The following is a 16,649-nucleotide window of genomic DNA, read 5'->3' on the forward strand; positions in this document are numbered from 1 at the left end:
AACTAAATTCCTCCAATCTGGTTATATAACTTCGGATTAATCTTCTTTAATTGTGCCAGCTTACCGTATGACAGCACGTGAAGATCGTTCACATACGCGATCGTTTGACGAGAATCGGCCAGTTGTTCCGATTCGATAATGTCAAACTGTTCGGCAATGCGAACCTGTTGGGCACTCTGAAGATTTCCCATAATCAGTTTGGATTCATCATCGGGATAGCCGGCTTGCAAGATACCGCTCACGTCTCCCATCGAAAAGATATTGCCCGTCGTCCGGAGCTTACCACCCTCGTGGATCGTTCCCAAGAAGAGAACATCCCCTTGCATGACAACCTCTTGCCCGTTACGAATAATCTTACTCAATAGATGAACGTTCTCACGTTCACGGAGTTGAATGGCATCGTCAACGGTGATCACGTTAGCCGCAATCTTGTGGATTTCAAAGCGTGGGTAATTCCCCACCATTTCTTCAATTTGAGCTTTCTCATCGGCCGTCAAGAGACGATCCTCAGTCAGCACATCCAACGACACTTTGGTCGTCTCCAATGCCTTGGGATCGGTCTTGAGTTTCTCCAGCAGTGCCTTCAAATCAACCAGAATCTGTTCAAAACTGGCTGACTGTTTCAGCACCAGGTCATAGCCGTTTTGCGTTCCCCGTAATACGGCAGCTTGCATAGCGTTCGTTCCCTTCACCTAATTTAACCAATTATACACCCAACGAATCGGGAAATATAAGATGACATACAACGCGAGATTAAGAGCTAGTGTGGGACCTAAGGTATTCACCAAAAATGAACTCCCAGAGATGACGGTCATATGCACCACACGACTAGCCAAGAATCCTAGCCCCTCAACTAAGGTAATATCAATAAAGTAAATTAATAGTCCACTGAGAAAGTTGGGACTAATGTAGGTCACCATGATCCGCGTCACATACACAACTAAAGGAAAGATGAAGATGTAAACCCCAAAAATCCCAGTGTAGTACAGATCAAAGACGGCCCCGGCCACAATGGCCCAGCGACCCAATGGCATCGTCACATTCTCCTCATAGAGAACAGCCGTGACTAACCATAACACGACCAAGTGGCTCACCATGACCGTGGGGTAGTTAAACATTTGGCTACTAAAAATATGACTCAGACTGCCGTCTAGCAGAAGCATAATCAATAAGCCAATGGGAAAACCAAAACGTAACTTTGATAATCGATACACGTCTTAGCCCCCCTACTGCTTCGTAACAGCGACTGTGACGATGTTTAAGTCGGTCAGATCGGTCGCTGGCGTGATGTATAGCTTCGTTGACAACCCGTAGTCATCGCCGCCAGTTTCGGCAACTTTTCCGACGTACAAGCCCTTAGGCGTCACGCCACCAAGCCCACTCGTAACGACCTTGTCGCCCTTGTGAATCTTGGCTTTGGTGGTGATGTTATTCATCGTAATCTGTCCCGTTGCGGACTTGTAACCACTCAGAACCCCGTTAACCGTGGCCCCAGACTTCGTGGTAATCTGAACGGCGAATCGGTTAGCGGAATCGTTATTATCCGTAATCAATTCAACCTTAGAGTTCGTCTTGTTCACCTCGGCAACCCGGCCAATCAGGCCAGATCCGGACATGACCGGCATGTTCTTCTGCACGCCAGCTGATGAGCCCTTGTTAATGACCACTTGGTTTTGCCAAGATGATGGCGTCCGCGTAATAACGGCGGCCGAAACGGCGGTGTAGTCCGTCAACGAATCATTTAGCTTAACCTGTTGGTTCAGTTGTTTGTTTTCTTTAGCTAAGGTTTGATCCCGCACCTTGGTCTGGGCAAGTTCACTCACCTGCTTCTTCAACTGTTGGTTTTCTTGATAGGTGTTCAATAACTCCGAAACGGAGCTAACTGAACCACTTAAGCCATTGGCAGGGAGGGCCACTACCCGGTCCGCTAAACCAACAATATCGTTACCGAACTGTTGAATTAAAGGTGGCGTAGACCGCTTGTTACGAATCACCACGGATACCGTCATCAAAGCAAAGCTAACAATCAGGCAGACGATGATAATCACCAGTCGCCGATTGAAAGAAAATTTCCGCATGTTTGACCTCCATCTTGTTCGCCAGTTGTGCCGAAACACTCTAGCGTCACAATAAAGAAGCGGGAAGCTGCCTTCCCGCTAGTCCCTATTTCTTCTTCATGACATCGATACTCTTTAATGATTCACCTGTTCCGGCAGCCACACAATCCAAAGGATCACTGGCAATCGAAACGGGTACCTTAGTGGCATCAGCAATAACTTCTGATAAGTTTTGCAGTAAAGCACCACCACCGGTTAAGACGATCCCATGATCAATCACGTCGGCAGCAATTTCAGGAGACGTTTCTTCCAACGTTTCCTTGATTGCGGTGATGACGTCTTGAACGGGTTCTTGAATGGCCTTGGCCACGTCAACAGCTGAAACTTCAACGGCCTTAGGCAATCCGGTAACCAGGTCACGTCCACGAATCGTGGACCCGTCCATCTTTTCAGCAGCGTCAACTGAGGCTGATCCAATATCCATCTTTAATTTTTCTGCGGTCCGTTCCCCAATCAAGAGATTGAAGTTCGACCGAACGTAAGTCGCAATGGCTTCGTCCAGCTTGTCACCGGCAACTCGAATGGAGCGGCTTGAGACAATCCCACCTAATGAGATAGTGGCCACATCTGTGGTCCCACCACCCATGTCGACAACCATGCTACCAGTTGGGTCCATGACGGGTAACCCGGCACCGATCGCTGCAGCAAATGGTTCTTCGATAACGTAAGCGTCACGCGCACCGGCAACCCGAGTTGCGTCGATGACTGCTCGCTTTTCAACTTCTGTGACACCACTTGGCACACAAACCATTACGTAAGGCTTGCCGTTTGAACGGCCCAAAGTCTTTTCGATGAAGTACTTCATCATGGCAACGGTCGTATCATAATCTGCGATAACCCCGTCTTTCATTGGCCGAATGGCAACAATACTTGCCGGCGTACGGCCGATCATGGCACGAGCATCTTCACCAACGGACACAATTTCCCCAGACTTTGTGTTCTTGGCGACAACAGAAGGTTCGCGTAGAACGATTCCTTTACCGTCAACGTACACAATCGTATTGGCGGTACCAAGATCGATTCCAATATTTTTCGTTCCTAATCCGAACACAGTGTTTCATCCCTTCATTGTCAACAAAATTTTTTAGTTATTTGTCTTATTCATTGATAGACGTATTATAACATACCTATCTACGTGAGAACACGTCGTCACTGACAAGAATACCGAACTTTTAACGAGAAAGAAATAGGTAAAACTGATTTTAATCAGATTTTAAACGTTCTGTCTTATTCGTCGCAGGTGGCAGTGGCAAGATCCCGGCCTCACGGAGACTGAAGTAGGCTTGTAGGCCAACGACAAAGCCGTCCAGAACCGGAATTCCCATCAGTTCACCACACGCCGCTAAGCGGTGCATAAAAGCCAGATCGTTCGGAGATGGCTCGGCCGATCCACTTGGATGGTTATGTGCGATGATCACGCCAGCCGCCCCACTCATTACCGCGAGTTGAAAGATCTCCCGGGGATGAACGGGACAACTGGTCAGGGTCCCCTGAAACACCGTCTGTCGTTCTAAAATACGGTGCTTGGCATCGAGCACAAATACCTCGACTCGCTCCTGTGGCAGGTAACGCAAGTCGGCCATTAGGCGTTGCCCCATCTGACCACTGGCCAGGACTTCTCCCAGGAGTGGTCGCGGCGCGCGTTGCACCCAACGTCCCAGATCAATCGCCGTCAAAAGAGCTCGGCGGCGCGGTAAACCCGCCACATACTGTTGGCACTGTTGACGACTCGCATACCGTAGATTGGCAAGACTGTGAAAGTAACGGAAGAACCGCTCAACCTCACTGGTCTCTGCTAATCCTAAATGACGCATCACGCGTCCCAATAGTTGCCGTTCATTTTGACTCGTTACCTGTTCTTGCCGCATATTGCCTCAGCTCCTTACGGGTAACTCCGTAAAGCGAGCCGGCTTATTCGTCGGTATCCTTAAAATAGTGCCGAACTTCCGAAATAAAGTAGAGTGACCCCGTCAAAAGCACCAGGTCATCGGCGGAAATGCTCGACAACACTTCCTTTAGGGCACTCGGCCAGTCAGGCGCCATCGTGATCCGTTTGTGCGAGGCCACCGCATCTTCTAATGCCTGTGGCGTGGCCGCAGAACGCTTTCCCGGTCCCTGGAACTGCGTCACGACAATGTGCACGTTAGGCACGGTGAGTAACGTCTGAACCATCTTCTCGTACTGCTTATCTGCCAATACCGCCAAAACAATATAAATATCATGTTGCTTGAAGTGTTGCCGCAACAGGTGGGCCAACTCCAGCATTGCCGGTTCGTTATGCGCCCCGTCGATCGCAATCAGAGGCTCCGCATTCAGCCGTTCGAAACGACCTGGCCAGGCAGTGTGTCGCAAGCCTTCACGGATATCTACCAACCGCATCGGTAGATGTCGCAACTGATGATAGGTGGTAAAGGCCGTTAACGCCGTGGCTGCATTGTCGATCTGATATTCTCCCAGCAGGTCAATCTCCAAGTGGCGCCAACGCCGATCACCCCAGTGGTAATCAAAGCGTTCACCCCACCCGTCCTCTGGCCGATTCTTAACGGTAAAGTTGCGTCCTAAGGCCCGCACATCCGTGTGTTGGCGAGTGGCGGTCTCGTCCATCACCGCTAAGGCATCCGGCGTCAAACGACCACAGACCACTGGAACACCCTGCTTAATGATTCCGGCTTTTTGGGTCGCAATCTTGGGAATGGTATCGCCTAAAATCTTCATGTGATCCATGCCAATCGTGGTAATGACGGACACGGCCGGTGTGATGATGTTCGTCGAATCATACAGGCCACCCAGTCCGACCTCGACAATCACGATATCCACGGAATGGCTGGCAAAATAACAGAACATGAGGGCCGTGTCAATTTCAAATTCGGTGGGTCCCTCGGCCCCTAACTCCTGGTCTAATTGAGCCACGACTGGTTGAATCTGATTGACCATTGCCAGCAGATCGTCGTCAGGAATTGGCTGACCATCGGTACTGATCCGTTCGTTAAAGCGGGTGATAAATGGTGAGGTAAAGGTCCCCACTGTCTGGCCCTCGGCCATGAATAAATCTCGTAAGTAAGCCACCGTGGACCCCTTACCATTGGTCCCGGCAACGTGAATCATGTCTAACTTTTCTTGTGGATCACCCAAGATGTGCATGAACTCCCGCATTCGATCAAGTGTTGGCTTCTTCTTGAAGCGATCTCGACCGTGGATGAACGCTAAGGCTTCGTCGTACGTTTTTACCAAAATAAAAACCTCCCGCTAAATCACTATTTCTTAGTGTAGCAGATTTTTTAGGAAGTGGGCCGCAATTGCACGATCCCCGATTAGAAATTATCCCACTCAGCCGAACTTCTTAAGAAAGCTTAAGGTTCTCTCAAAACATGCGTCAAATCAGCGTCATTTTTCGTTAGTACTAGTAAGGGGATCAGTTGAAAAAAATCACCATCCCCCAACGGAGATGGTGATTTATTAAGACCCTGTTTCAGTCTCACGTGATTTAAGTTTAAAGTTGGGCCTTGATGTCGGCTAAACGTTGTTGCGTGGCAGCTAACTTCTTTTCATTGTCAGCTTGCTTTTCTCGTTCGGCGTTAACCACATCTTCTGGCGCGTTGGCCACGAAGCGTTCGTTACCTAACTTCTTAGTAGCCCGCTGAACCTCGGCAGTAAACTTAGCAACCTCCTTGTCCAAACGTGCCGCCTCGTCGTTCAAGTCAACCAATTCAGCTAATGGTACGGAAACCTCGGCATCCGTAATCACAGCGGTCATGGCCAGCTTAGGCGCGGTCAGGTCAGCACCAATTTCAAAGTCCTTCGGGTGAACGAACCGGTCGATAAAGTCACGGTTGCCTTCGAAGACACTCTGTAGGTTGGCATTGCTGGTCTTGATCTGCAAGTCGATTGGCGTGGACATTGGCGCATTGGCTTCGGCCCGAATATTCCGAACAGCCTTGATCAAGTCGATCAGGCTGGTCATGTCGCTTTCCGCCTTGGCATTGCTAAATTCTGGGTGATCCACTGGGTAAGCGGCAGTCACTAAGGACTTGCCGTCATGTGGCATCGCTTGCCAGATAGCCTCGGTCACGAATGGCATGATCGGTTGGAGCAGACGCAAGGTTTGGTCTAGGACGTAGGCCAGTAGGTCTTGCTTAGTCGCCTTAGCGGCTTCATCGTCGCCGTTCAAGACTTCCTTACTCATTTCAATATACCAGTCACAGAAGTCGTTCCAGATAAAGTTGTATAGGGAACGGCCAGCTTCACCAAAGTCGAACTTGTCGAACATTTCAGTGACGTGCTTAACCGTGTCGTTCAAGCGGCTCAGAATCCACTTGTCGGTCAGGTCCCACTTGTCGGCTGCAGGAACCACTGGCTTAGTGTTTTCATCCAAGTTCATGATGACGAACCGACTGGCGTTCCAAATCTTGTTGATGAAGTTCCAAGCGGAGTCCATCTTGTCATAACTGAATCGAACGTCTTGGCCCGCCGTTGAACCGGTAGACAGGAACCAACGCAAGGCATCGGCACCGTACTTGTCGATGACGTCCATTGGGTCAATCCCGTTACCCAGGGACTTACTCATCTTGCGACCGTCTTCGGCCCGAATCAACCCATGGATTAAGGCGTGCTTGAATGGGCGCCGTCCGGTAAATTCAAGACTTTGGAAGATCATCCGAGAAACCCAGAAAGGAATGATGTCATAACCAGTTACTAAGGTATCTACTGGGAAGTACCGTTTGTAATCCGGCGCATCGACATTTGGCCAGCCCATCGTGGAGAATGGCCACAGCGCACTGGAGAACCAGGTGTCTAAGACATCAGGATCTTGTTCCCAGTTTTCAATGTCCTTAGGAGCTTCTTCGTTAACGTAAACTTCGCCAGTCTTCTTGTTGTACCAGGCTGGAATCTGATGTCCCCACCAAAGTTGACGGGAGATAACCCAGTCATGAATGTTCTCCATCCATTGCAAGAAGGTATCTTCGAACCGCTTAGGAACGAAGTCAACGGCGTCGTCACCCTTTTGGTTCTTGATGGCTGCTTCAGCAAGTGGCTTCATCTTCACGAACCATTGCGTCGAGAGCCGGGCTTCGACTTGAACCCCAGTCCGTTCAGAATGTCCAACAGCGTGAACAATTGGGTCAATCTTAATCATTAACCCTTGTTCGTCCAGATCGGCAACCATGGCCTTACGGGCATCGAAACGGTCCATGCCAGCGTACTTGCCAGCGCGTTCGTTCATGGAGGCGTCTTCGTTCATGGTATTGATTCGTTCGAGATTGTGACGATTCCCAACTAAAAAGTCGTTAGGATCGTGGGCTGGCGTAATTTTCACCATCCCTGTCCCAAAGTTAATGTCGACGTATTGATCGGCAATAATTGGAATTTCACGGTTAGCCAGTGGCAAGATAACCTTTTTGCCAACTAGTTCCTTGTACCGGTCGTCATCGGGGTTAACGGCAACGGCCGTATCCCCCATCATGGTTTCAGGACGCGTCGTGGCAATTTCGATGTAGTGCTTGCCGTTAAACGTGTCATCTGGATTAGCAAATGGGTATTTAACGTGGTAGAAGGCACCCTTGTCGTCCTTGTGAATAACTTCAATATCAGAGAGCGCGGTCCGGGCTTGTGGGTCCCAGTTGATGATGTATTCACCACGGTAGATCAGGCCCTTCTTGTACAAGGCAACAAAGACCTTCTTAACGGCGTCAGATAAGCCATCATCTAAGGTAAACCGTTCGCGAGAGTAATCCATGGACAACCCCATCTTGGCCCATTGTTTGTGGATGGTTGCGGCGTATTCGTCCTTCCATTCCCAAACCTTGTTGACGAACTTTTCACGGCCGAGGTCGTAACGGGTAATCCCTTGTTCACGTAAGCGGGCTTCCACCTTGGCTTGCGTAGCGATCCCGGCATGGTCCATCCCCGGAAGCCAGAGCGTATCAAAGCCCTGCATCCGCTTTTGCCGGATGATCATGTCTTGTAAGGTCGTGTCCCAGGCATGGCCTAAATGCAGCTTCCCAGTAACATTTGGTGGTGGTAAAACGATCGAGTAAGGTTTGGCTTTCTTATCCCCACTCGGTTTAAAAACATCTTCATCAAGCCAAGTCTGGTAACGGCCGGCTTCGACGGCGGTTGGGTCATACTTGGTTGGCATATCAACTTGTTTGTCTGCCATCAGAATCATTTCCTTTCTTGTGCTTAAGCTACGCGTTGGTGACACAAAAAAACTCTCCATCCTAAAAATTAGGACGAAGAGTTCTTCGCGGTACCACCTAAATTGGGCGTTTATGCCCCACTTAACTTCTTTGTTAACGGAGAGTGCTCCGGAATGACCTTACTTTAAGTTCAGGTCATCAGCTCACAAGCTACGTTCACGTCTCACGACTGACCGGTTTTCAGCACCCCGGCTCTCTGCACAGTCCCTCAAACGCTACTGACTTGCTCCTAGCTATTTTTAACTAGTCTACTCAATTTTGACCTAAAGATCAACTCGTGGGACTAATTTTTCCAAAGCCTCGATGGCTTCTAGGTAGTTGGGTTCGTCGGACTGTTCAGTGACAATCTGACGGTAAACAATCTTACCCGTCTCGTCGATGATCCAGATTGAACGAGCCAAGTTACCCAAATTTGGCACGTACAGACCCATTTCGTAACCGAAGGAAAGTTCTTCATCGGATAACAGGTCGACGTTTTCAACGCCTTGGGCGGCACACCAACCAGTCTGTTGGGCGATTGAATTGTTCGAAATCGTCGCAAACCGAGCAGCTGGATAGTGGTCCGCTTGCTGGGTGAACTTCCGCGTTTGCAACGTGCAAACTGGTGTCTCAAGGTCCGGAACAACACTGATCAATGTCACTTTACCAATCAAATTTGCCGTTTTAACCTTGACGTCTTTCTGATCAAAAACTTTAAACTTTGGTAACTGATCCCCTACTTCTGGCAGCGTGCCGGAGAGAGAAAATGTATTGCCGAGCCGTGTAACTTCCACGCAGATCAACCCCTTCAAGATGTTTATCGGTAGAACCGATATCTGTTTTAATTATCCCGCAACTAGGGGGGCAAAGACAAGCGTTTTGCTATAAAATCACGAAAAACTCAAGTTTAGCCACCTAACTGGTTCGGTGAAGACCAACAGAATGTGAAAAACGCCCTGGGCCAAAGCCCAGAGCGTTCCATCTAAAGGTTGTCGTCAAATTAAAGTAATTCGGCGAAGACATCTTCGTTTTGATTCAGGTAGTTATCCCCAGGACGAATCTCGGAAATGACGATCCCATCAAGGGCTTCCTTCATCAGGCCTTCAACGTCGATGTACCCCTCATACTTCCGGGTCTTCTCCAGATCCGGACGTGTCTTAGGAGACGGCGGCGTGAAGATGGTACAGCAGTCCTCGTATGGCAAGATAGACAGATCATAGGTGTCGATGTCTTCAGCAACCTTGATGATTTCCGTCTTATCGAGCGACAACAATGGCCGTAAGATCGGCATCGTCGTCACATCGTTAATGGCTTGCATACTGTCGAGTGTCTGAGAAGCGACTTGCCCCAGAGATTCTCCATTGAAGATCCCCTTAGCATGACGCATTTCGGCAATCGCCACGGTCAAACGGAGCATTAACCGCCGTTGAACGGTCATCAGATAACCTTCGGGCACCTTTTCCTTGATCGTTTCTTGGATCTTGGTGAAGGGTACCTGAATGAACTGAATTCCACCGGAATAACCGGCCAACTTAGCCGTCAGTTCCTTGGCCTTAGCCAGGGCTTGTTCGGACGTGTATGGCGGACTGAAGAAGTGCACCATATCAATCTTAACCCCACGACGCATGGCGTAGTAAGACGCAACTGGCGAGTCAATCCCACCGGACAGCATCATCACGGCCTTACCACCGGTGCCGACTGGTAATCCACCGGCACCTTGAATGGTCTTACCGGACAGGTAAACCCCATTCATCCGAACTTCAACCCGAAGTTCAATATCGGGATGCTTCATTTGGACAGTGATTCCGGGAACGCCATCCAAGATGGTGTCACCCATGATGTTATTCATTTGGTAGGTGTCGTACTTGAATTCCTTGTCTTGACGACGCGTGTTAATCTTAAACGTCATCCCGGGTTCGAAGACTTCCTTGACCATGGCCACCGCGGCTGCTTTGATGGCATCAAGGTCCTTATCCACTTTCACAGAAGGTGAGAAGTTTTCGATCCCGAAGACACCCTTCAGGCGTTCCATGACGGCGCTTGAGTCTGCCCCGTTCAATGTGACGTGTAACCGGTCGTGTTGTGCTTTAACTTCTAATCCGTCAAATTCGCTCAGTGCTTTGCGAACATTTTGGCCTAGCTGCTTGATGAAGTCCTTCTTGTTCTTTCCCTTCGTCGACAGCTCGCCGTAACGGACCATAATTTCACTGTATTCCATTGCGCGACCCCTTTCGTAGTTAGGCTAACTTTTCAAATTGCGTATAGAGTTCGTCAAATACGCGGTTAAATTCTTCGGCTTCCGCCATGGTGTTGTGTTCGTCCAACGAAATCCGAATGGCACTGGTGGCAATGCCATCATCGACCTTCATGGCCTGTAACGTGCTGGACTCCACGTGCTTCTTGGATGAGCAAGCACTGGTCGTTGAAATATAGATATCATGTTCCTCAAAGGCATGCACGACCGTCTCTCCGCGGACACCAGCGATTGCAAAACACAGAATGTGTGGGGCAAACACGGGTAAGTCCTTAGAGAAAATCGTCACGTTAGGAAAGGCTTCAACATGGTGCAAGATCGCTAAACGAATCTCGCGTTGACGCTTAACCTTGGCATCCTCACCGTCGAGTAATAACCGTAGGGCCTTAGCCATTGCGGCAATAGCGGGTAAGTTTTCGGTACCAGAACGCAGATTCCGTTCCTGTCCCCCACCGGCCATCAGCGGCGCGATTTGACGTCCTTGGCGTTTGTACATAAAGCCAATACCGCGAGGCGCATGGAACTTGTGCCCGGAGAAGGTCACAAAGTCAACCCGGTCATTAAAGATCTTGTCGGCTAAACCTTTCCCAATCCCCTGAACGGCATCAATGTGCCAGTGGATGCTAGGAAAGTCGCGCATGACATCGGCAATTTCATCGAGTGGTTGAACCGCTCCGATTTCATTGTTAACGGCCATGGTTGAGACCAGGATCGTGGTAGGCTTGATCGCTGCCCGCAAGTCGGCGGCAGAGACCCGTCCATTTTCATCGACGGGTAGGTACGTGACCTCAAAACCCTGTTGCTTCAGTTGTTCCATGGAATTGTGAACGGCTGGATGTTCAACCTCGGTGGTGATCAGGTGATTGCCAAACTCACGCTTAGCCATCGCCGTTCCCTTGATTGCCCAATTATCACCTTCGGTACCGCCACTCGTGAAGAGAATCTCACTGAGCTTGGCCCCGACGAGATCGGCAATCTGTTGGCGTGATTGTTCCAACAGGTTAAAAGCCTGTTCCCCAAATTTATGCAGACTAGAAGGATTTCCCCAGTAGTTCGCGCTAACTTTGGCGTACGTATCAACCACTTCCGGTGCGGCTTTGGTCGTGGCACTGTTATCAAAATAAATCATACTGAACCCTCTTATTCTATTTTCTATTGGTTCGACTCCGATAGAAATTCTTACTAATTATAAACACAAAATTCGTCAATCACAAGCCCCATGCCTCGTGATTACGGTTTCAGTGGGATTGCTCTCTGAAAAATTTGGCATAATAAAAAGAGTTCAGGTTGTCCCCAAACTCTTTCCGATTGACTTAGTCGGTTGTGTCATCACGGTGTGGCGCTGTCTTGCCTTTGCTCTGGTAGTAAGCATCCTCAAGACGCTTGTACGATCCCGGTTCAACTTCATCCAGGACCGTCGCAATGGTTTCCAACGCCTTGGCATATTGATGTTCCGTCTCGAATAAGTCGGAAGCTTTCTTGCTGGCCGCAGCCACATCGGGATGACTCGTCTGATAACGGTTGGCGTATTGTAGCAGTTGTTCTGCCAATTCCGCACTGTCGATCAGATCATCAGTCTTCTCTTGTAAGGTGTCCAAATCCGTTTGAATAATCAACAACTGCTTGGTAATCCGCTCCATATCAATCTGGGGCTGATCCATATCTTTGGCCAGCTGAGCCACTTCGTCACGAACGACGAAGAAGTAATCCAGATAATCTTGAGGAATCCCCGGCAAGTTAATATTTTCAACCTGACGCCGTAAACTATGTAAGTTGAAATCAAACTGTTGTAACGTGTCACGGGCCTGCCGTTCTTCATCGGCTAACCCGGCGACACTCTGCATGATTTGACCCTGTTGTTCTTCAATCTGTTGCACATCTTTCTGTTGTTGTTGCTGGTGTGCCAGCACCTGTGAGAACGTGGCCGTCTTAGCCGCCAGATCTTGAACATCCTTTTGATAGATGCCGTCGATTGACCGTAATTGTTCATTTAATTCACGTGCCGTTTCCAGTTCTTGATGATCCAGCGTGTAGTTCTGACCCAAGCGGTCTAACTCACTTAGCAGCGTGTGGCTCTGATTCTGGGCATGGGCTATAAACTTTGCGACCCCATCCAAGTTGGCCTCCACGGGATCTTTAGCATCAATTTCAGTCTGCATGACATCGTAGACCTGGTCAATCTGCTTGGCAATCCGGTCGTTGACAACTTTAGCATCGTCTGGACGCAATTGACTTAAGGTATCTAAGTTCTCCTTAATCCGGTCCTCAATCGCCTTGATTAGGGCTGGTACATCGGCCTCACCGAACTTAAAGTCTTGCGCCGTCAATTGGTCGTAGCCAGCCCGCAATTCCTTAACCTGGTCTGGGAAGACCACGGTCAAGTCTTTGTAAACGGGTGGAGTGGCCTTAATTAAGGCCTTTAGATTTTCCGTGTCTTCTTGTAATTGCGTCAACACATCGGCGGCGCGTTCGTGGTCCCCTTCATCCGTCAGACGAGAGAACGTGTCAAAGTTATCTTCGATGTGACTCAGCTGTTCCTCAAGACCATCGATGCTAGGCCCAAACGCAAAATTCTTGGCCAGCAGAGTCTTCCGTAAACCTTGGTACTCTTGTTCGAGTTCCTTAACGGCTTGGCGATGTTGCTTGTCGACCTCTTGTAAATGGGTCAATTGGCCTTGCACCGTTTGAATGAGCTCCTGGGTCTGGTCGACCAAAGTGGTGACCTTGGTCAATCGCTGGTTAAGCTGCAGGAGGTTCATCCCCCGCGAGTCGGCATCTAATTGGGTCAACTGTTCGTCAATACGCACAAATCGATTTTCGTTAATGTCCACAAAATCGGCCTTCAGCTCATCATATTGATCGGCTGATTGCCCAGTCAAGCTGAGTTGCCCCACTAAATGGAGCTCTTCTTCCAGTGGGATTTCCACCATTGCTTCTTTTTTTGCGGTTAACGCCGTGACTTGTCGGCGAATTCGTTGCTGGTAAACCAGCACACCGGCATACACGATAATCGCCAGTATGACAATTCCAATTAGCACAGCTACCATATTGACCCCATCCTTCATCCACATTTCAACGTTTAACGAGTTGCAAAATCACTCGGTTCATCTTACAATTTAATCTAATCTCGATTATAGCATAAGTCACGCCTAGGCTTCACTACGTTTTCACGATTCTCTTAACCTTTTTACCTATACGCGACTATTTACGCTTATCACATTGGAGGCCTTTTCATGAGTGACCAAATTAATCCCTTACTTACCGAGCAACTCGATGCACTTCTATATGAAGAAACGAATCTTGTGGCGAACCTTGCCAACGCCTCCGCTCTCTTGAAACAAACGTTGACCGACATCAACTGGGCTGGCTTCTACCTTTACCAACCGGCCAGCGATGACCTCATCCTCGGCCCCTTCCAAGGCAACGTAGCTTGTGTCCACATTGAGAATGGTCATGGGGTCTGTGGCACTGCCCTAGCCACGCAAGAAACACAGTTGGTCCCTGACGTCCACGCCTTTGCCGGTCACATTGCCTGTGACTCCGCCAGCAACTCCGAGATTGTCGTTCCGCTGACCTTAGCCGATGGCACCAAGTTAGGTGTCCTCGACATTGACTCCCCCATCAAGGGGCGTTTCACGACCGATGATCAGGCGGTTCTCGAGGAATTCGCCCGGGTTTTGCTGAAACACATTGACAAAGCCTAGTTAACCTGGGTATAATGGCGTTTGTGTAAAATAATGCAGCGATAAGTGGTAAGCTCGTCAACAGATTGTTGCCGTTACATTGGTTCAGGAAGTAACCTGCGGCTGCATACGGTGAAACCTGCAAAGCAATCTGCACGAATACTAAACTTATATACAGCTTATTTTACTCCAAATAATATTTTATTGGAGGAACTATCTATGTCTCGTTACACTGGCCCAAGCTGGCGTATTTCCCGTCGTTTAGGGGTATCCCTTTCCGGCACTGGTAAAGAATTAAACCGTCGTCCTTACGCACCTGGTGATCATGGTCAAGGTCGTCGTCAAAAGTTATCTGAATACGGTACGCAATTGCGTGAAAAGCAAAAGCTCCGGTTCACTTACGGCATGACTGAACGTCAATTCTACAACTTGTTCAAGCGTGCCGGCAAGATCGCTGAAGGTACCCATGGTACTAACTTCATGATCTTACTCGAACGTCGTCTGGACAACATGGTTTACCGTTTAGGTTTGGCTACTACTCGTCGCCAAGCTCGTCAATTGGTTAACCATGGTCACATCACTGTTGACGGCAAGCGTCTGGACATCCCTTCATACGAAGTTGAAGTTGGTCAAGTGATCAGCGTTCGTGAAAAGTCCAAGGACTTAGCTGTTATCAAGGGTGCTGTGGAAGCCGTTGTTGGCCGTCCACAATACGTTCAATTCGACGCTGACAAGCTGGAAGGTTCCCTTACCCGTTTGCCACAACGTGAAGAATTAGATGCAGAACTCGACGATGCTCTTATCGTTGAATACTACAACCGGTAAGACGCAGTTCTTATTTCGGTTCACAGAAAGACTTGTCCTTGTGGCAAGTCTTTTTTGTTATGTTTGAAATCATTCGAGAGTAAAACAATAAGAGCCACCTACCCATTTTGGATAGAGTGGCTCTTATACTACTTAGTCAAATGCAAGTAATGACCATATTGGTGCATTTTAAGGTTATGCTTTGTAAAGTGGATCTTAGGCGTAGATTCATATTTTCTTGCCTCGGGCTCGTAGCCGCGGAATTTATAGGTTCGCTTTCCAACCTTCTTGTACCGCAAATGAGTTAGCAAGGGATCATTATCACTCATTACAAATCTAGTCTTGCTAATGTGAATATAGTCATACATTGTACCTTTGGGATATTTAGCTTTATCGGTCCACATTCCCCGAGCAATTTTTGGTGAACCCTTGTGCCATGATGCCGCTTGCACCATGGTACTCGTTCCAACAACCGGTAACAGAACAAGCACCGAAGCCATTGCCAACAACGTTTTCTTCATAATATAAAGTCCCCTAAACTATTATTTGAACAGTCTAATTATAGCGCTAACGCTTGCTTATATCATCATATAATGTGTATTTTCTTATATTACTATATGTTATTTTATGATTAACAAGCAAATGTAGTCAGGCTCTATTAGTTTTAGAAGACGCTGCTATTTCGTGAAAACACCTATAGTCTACGACTTTTCATCACATAATCAGAAAACATTAGCCTATTTCCCCCGTACTAAATATTGGCAAAGTTTAGAGAGCCCCATTAGCCACCCAAAAATTTAACGAGCAAAAATAGCTTCAGATTGAGTTATACTAATGTCATAGGAAGTTTCAGGGGAAACTATCATTTAGGAGAAAATTAGATTGTTTAAAATAAAAAGAAAAAGTACCCTACTGCTCATACTACTGGGTGCTGTTGTAGGAAGTTTAGGCGTGACTAGCGCATCCGCCGAAAAGGCAATACTCGTAAATACCGGGAAAAATGTCGATGCTTTAATCCATAAGGTTGATATGCGAAAACTGGGAAATCTTAACTCAACACTTGATGATTCAGTTTCTCCACACAAGTTTCGTCAGGGTGACTATCAAACTTTCAAACTGGAAAAGCCCTTAAAAATAACCGATATATACAGACATAAACATAAATCAACAACCTTGCCTAAGGGTTCCATCGTTGCTGGATATAGCGACGGCAAGGGTAATCTTACTTCCATTAGTAATACTTCTCTGAGTATAAAAAATCAAAAGTTAGTCTTTAAGACGCTTAAAAATTGGAATAGAAGTCTCCCAGTATCAAATAACAATGGTGGCGCTCAACACCCCTACACTAAGGCTAATGCTTTTTCTTACAATTCGTTGGCTTTATGTCCATTCTTATCTGTTAAGTCCAACAACCCTATCTCAAACGCCGAAGGTCTTACTTTACCTTTCGTCTCGATCTCAGCAGACAGTCAGCTTGTTTATCACACTAAGGGTTCACAATATAAGCCGACACGTTATGCTAAGATTAAGAAATTCAAGCTCACGCGCTCCAGCATAACGAGTGTTTAAATAATTATGTGTAAATAGAAAAATAAGCAATTGAAAAGGGAAAGCC

The 16,649-nt window shown here is 48.0% G+C and carries 15 protein-coding genes and 1 other annotated feature; of the genes, 3 read left to right on the top strand and 12 right to left on the bottom strand.

Annotated elements, in window-relative coordinates:
• Positions 1-2: 2 nt before the first annotated feature.
• The 11 genes from IV54_RS03805 to ezrA all read right to left on the bottom strand — a co-directional run bounded on the left by IV54_RS03805 (position 3) and on the right by ezrA (position 13,618).
• Positions 3-692, bottom strand: coding sequence for a septum site-determining protein MinC (locus tag IV54_RS03805; protein WP_237756658.1), 690 nt, complete (start codon positions 690-692; stop codon positions 3-5).
• Entirely contained in the window at positions 693-1,214 is a 522-nt protein-coding gene (gene mreD, locus IV54_RS03810; RefSeq protein ID WP_057878071.1) for a rod shape-determining protein MreD, read from the bottom strand.
• Positions 1,215-1,226: 12 nt separating this feature from the next.
• Positions 1,227-2,078, bottom strand: a complete 852-nt coding sequence (gene mreC / locus IV54_RS03815; protein ID WP_057878072.1) for a rod shape-determining protein MreC — start codon at positions 2,076-2,078, stop codon at positions 1,227-1,229.
• 85 nt (positions 2,079-2,163) lie between these two features.
• Complete coding sequence (locus IV54_RS03820) at positions 2,164-3,168, bottom strand: rod shape-determining protein (RefSeq protein WP_057878073.1); 1,005 nt, start codon at positions 3,166-3,168, stop codon at positions 2,164-2,166.
• A 151-nt stretch (positions 3,169-3,319) separates the two neighbouring features.
• Positions 3,320-3,985, bottom strand: coding sequence for a JAB domain-containing protein (locus IV54_RS03825; RefSeq protein ID WP_057878074.1), 666 nt, complete (start codon positions 3,983-3,985; stop codon positions 3,320-3,322).
• 43 nt (positions 3,986-4,028) lie between these two features.
• On the bottom strand, positions 4,029-5,348 hold the full coding sequence (locus IV54_RS03830) for a bifunctional folylpolyglutamate synthase/dihydrofolate synthase (protein ID WP_057878075.1): 1,320 nt from the start codon (positions 5,346-5,348) through the stop codon (positions 4,029-4,031).
• Between the two features lie 259 nt (positions 5,349-5,607).
• Positions 5,608-8,274 (bottom strand): valine--tRNA ligase, encoded by a 2,667-nt coding sequence (locus IV54_RS03835; RefSeq protein WP_057878076.1) that lies wholly within the window; start codon positions 8,272-8,274, stop codon positions 5,608-5,610.
• Between the two features lie 66 nt (positions 8,275-8,340).
• Positions 8,341-8,554 (bottom strand) — a binding site (T-box leader).
• 23 nt (positions 8,555-8,577) lie between these two features.
• Positions 8,578-9,087, bottom strand: coding sequence for a thiol peroxidase (locus IV54_RS03840; RefSeq protein ID WP_057878077.1), 510 nt, complete (start codon positions 9,085-9,087; stop codon positions 8,578-8,580).
• 206 nt (positions 9,088-9,293) lie between these two features.
• Positions 9,294-10,511: a tRNA uracil 4-sulfurtransferase ThiI gene (gene thiI / locus IV54_RS03845; RefSeq protein WP_057878078.1), complete on the bottom strand. Its 1,218-nt coding sequence runs from the start codon at positions 10,509-10,511 to the stop codon at positions 9,294-9,296.
• A gap of 19 nt (positions 10,512-10,530) precedes the next feature.
• Positions 10,531-11,676 carry a cysteine desulfurase family protein gene (locus tag IV54_RS03850; RefSeq protein WP_057878079.1) on the bottom strand — a complete coding sequence of 382 codons (1,146 nt, stop codon included), beginning with the start codon at positions 11,674-11,676 and terminating at the stop codon, positions 10,531-10,533.
• 184 nt (positions 11,677-11,860) lie between these two features.
• Positions 11,861-13,618, bottom strand: coding sequence for a septation ring formation regulator EzrA (gene ezrA / locus IV54_RS03855; RefSeq protein ID WP_237756659.1), 1,758 nt, complete (start codon positions 13,616-13,618; stop codon positions 11,861-11,863).
• Positions 13,619-13,780: 162 nt separating this feature from the next.
• On the opposite strand from ezrA, the gene IV54_RS03860 reads away from it, so the two are divergent.
• Positions 13,781-14,251: a GAF domain-containing protein gene (locus IV54_RS03860; protein WP_057878081.1), complete on the top strand. Its 471-nt coding sequence runs from the start codon at positions 13,781-13,783 to the stop codon at positions 14,249-14,251.
• 198 nt (positions 14,252-14,449) lie between these two features.
• Positions 14,450-15,055: a 30S ribosomal protein S4 gene (gene rpsD, locus IV54_RS03865; RefSeq protein WP_057878082.1), complete on the top strand. Its 606-nt coding sequence runs from the start codon at positions 14,450-14,452 to the stop codon at positions 15,053-15,055.
• A gap of 128 nt (positions 15,056-15,183) precedes the next feature.
• Here the strand turns inward: rpsD and IV54_RS03870 are convergent, their stop codons facing one another.
• Positions 15,184-15,555, bottom strand: coding sequence for a hypothetical protein (locus IV54_RS03870; protein ID WP_057878083.1), 372 nt, complete (start codon positions 15,553-15,555; stop codon positions 15,184-15,186).
• A gap of 361 nt (positions 15,556-15,916) precedes the next feature.
• Here IV54_RS03870 and IV54_RS03875 point away from each other — a divergent pair, with 361 nt between their 5' ends.
• Entirely contained in the window at positions 15,917-16,603 is a 687-nt protein-coding gene (locus tag IV54_RS03875) for a hypothetical protein (protein ID WP_057878084.1), read from the top strand.
• The last annotated feature ends 46 nt before the right edge of the window (positions 16,604-16,649 follow it).

Source organism: Levilactobacillus paucivorans (genome assembly GCF_001437125.1).
GTDB lineage: Bacteria > Bacillota > Bacilli > Lactobacillales > Lactobacillaceae > Levilactobacillus > Levilactobacillus paucivorans.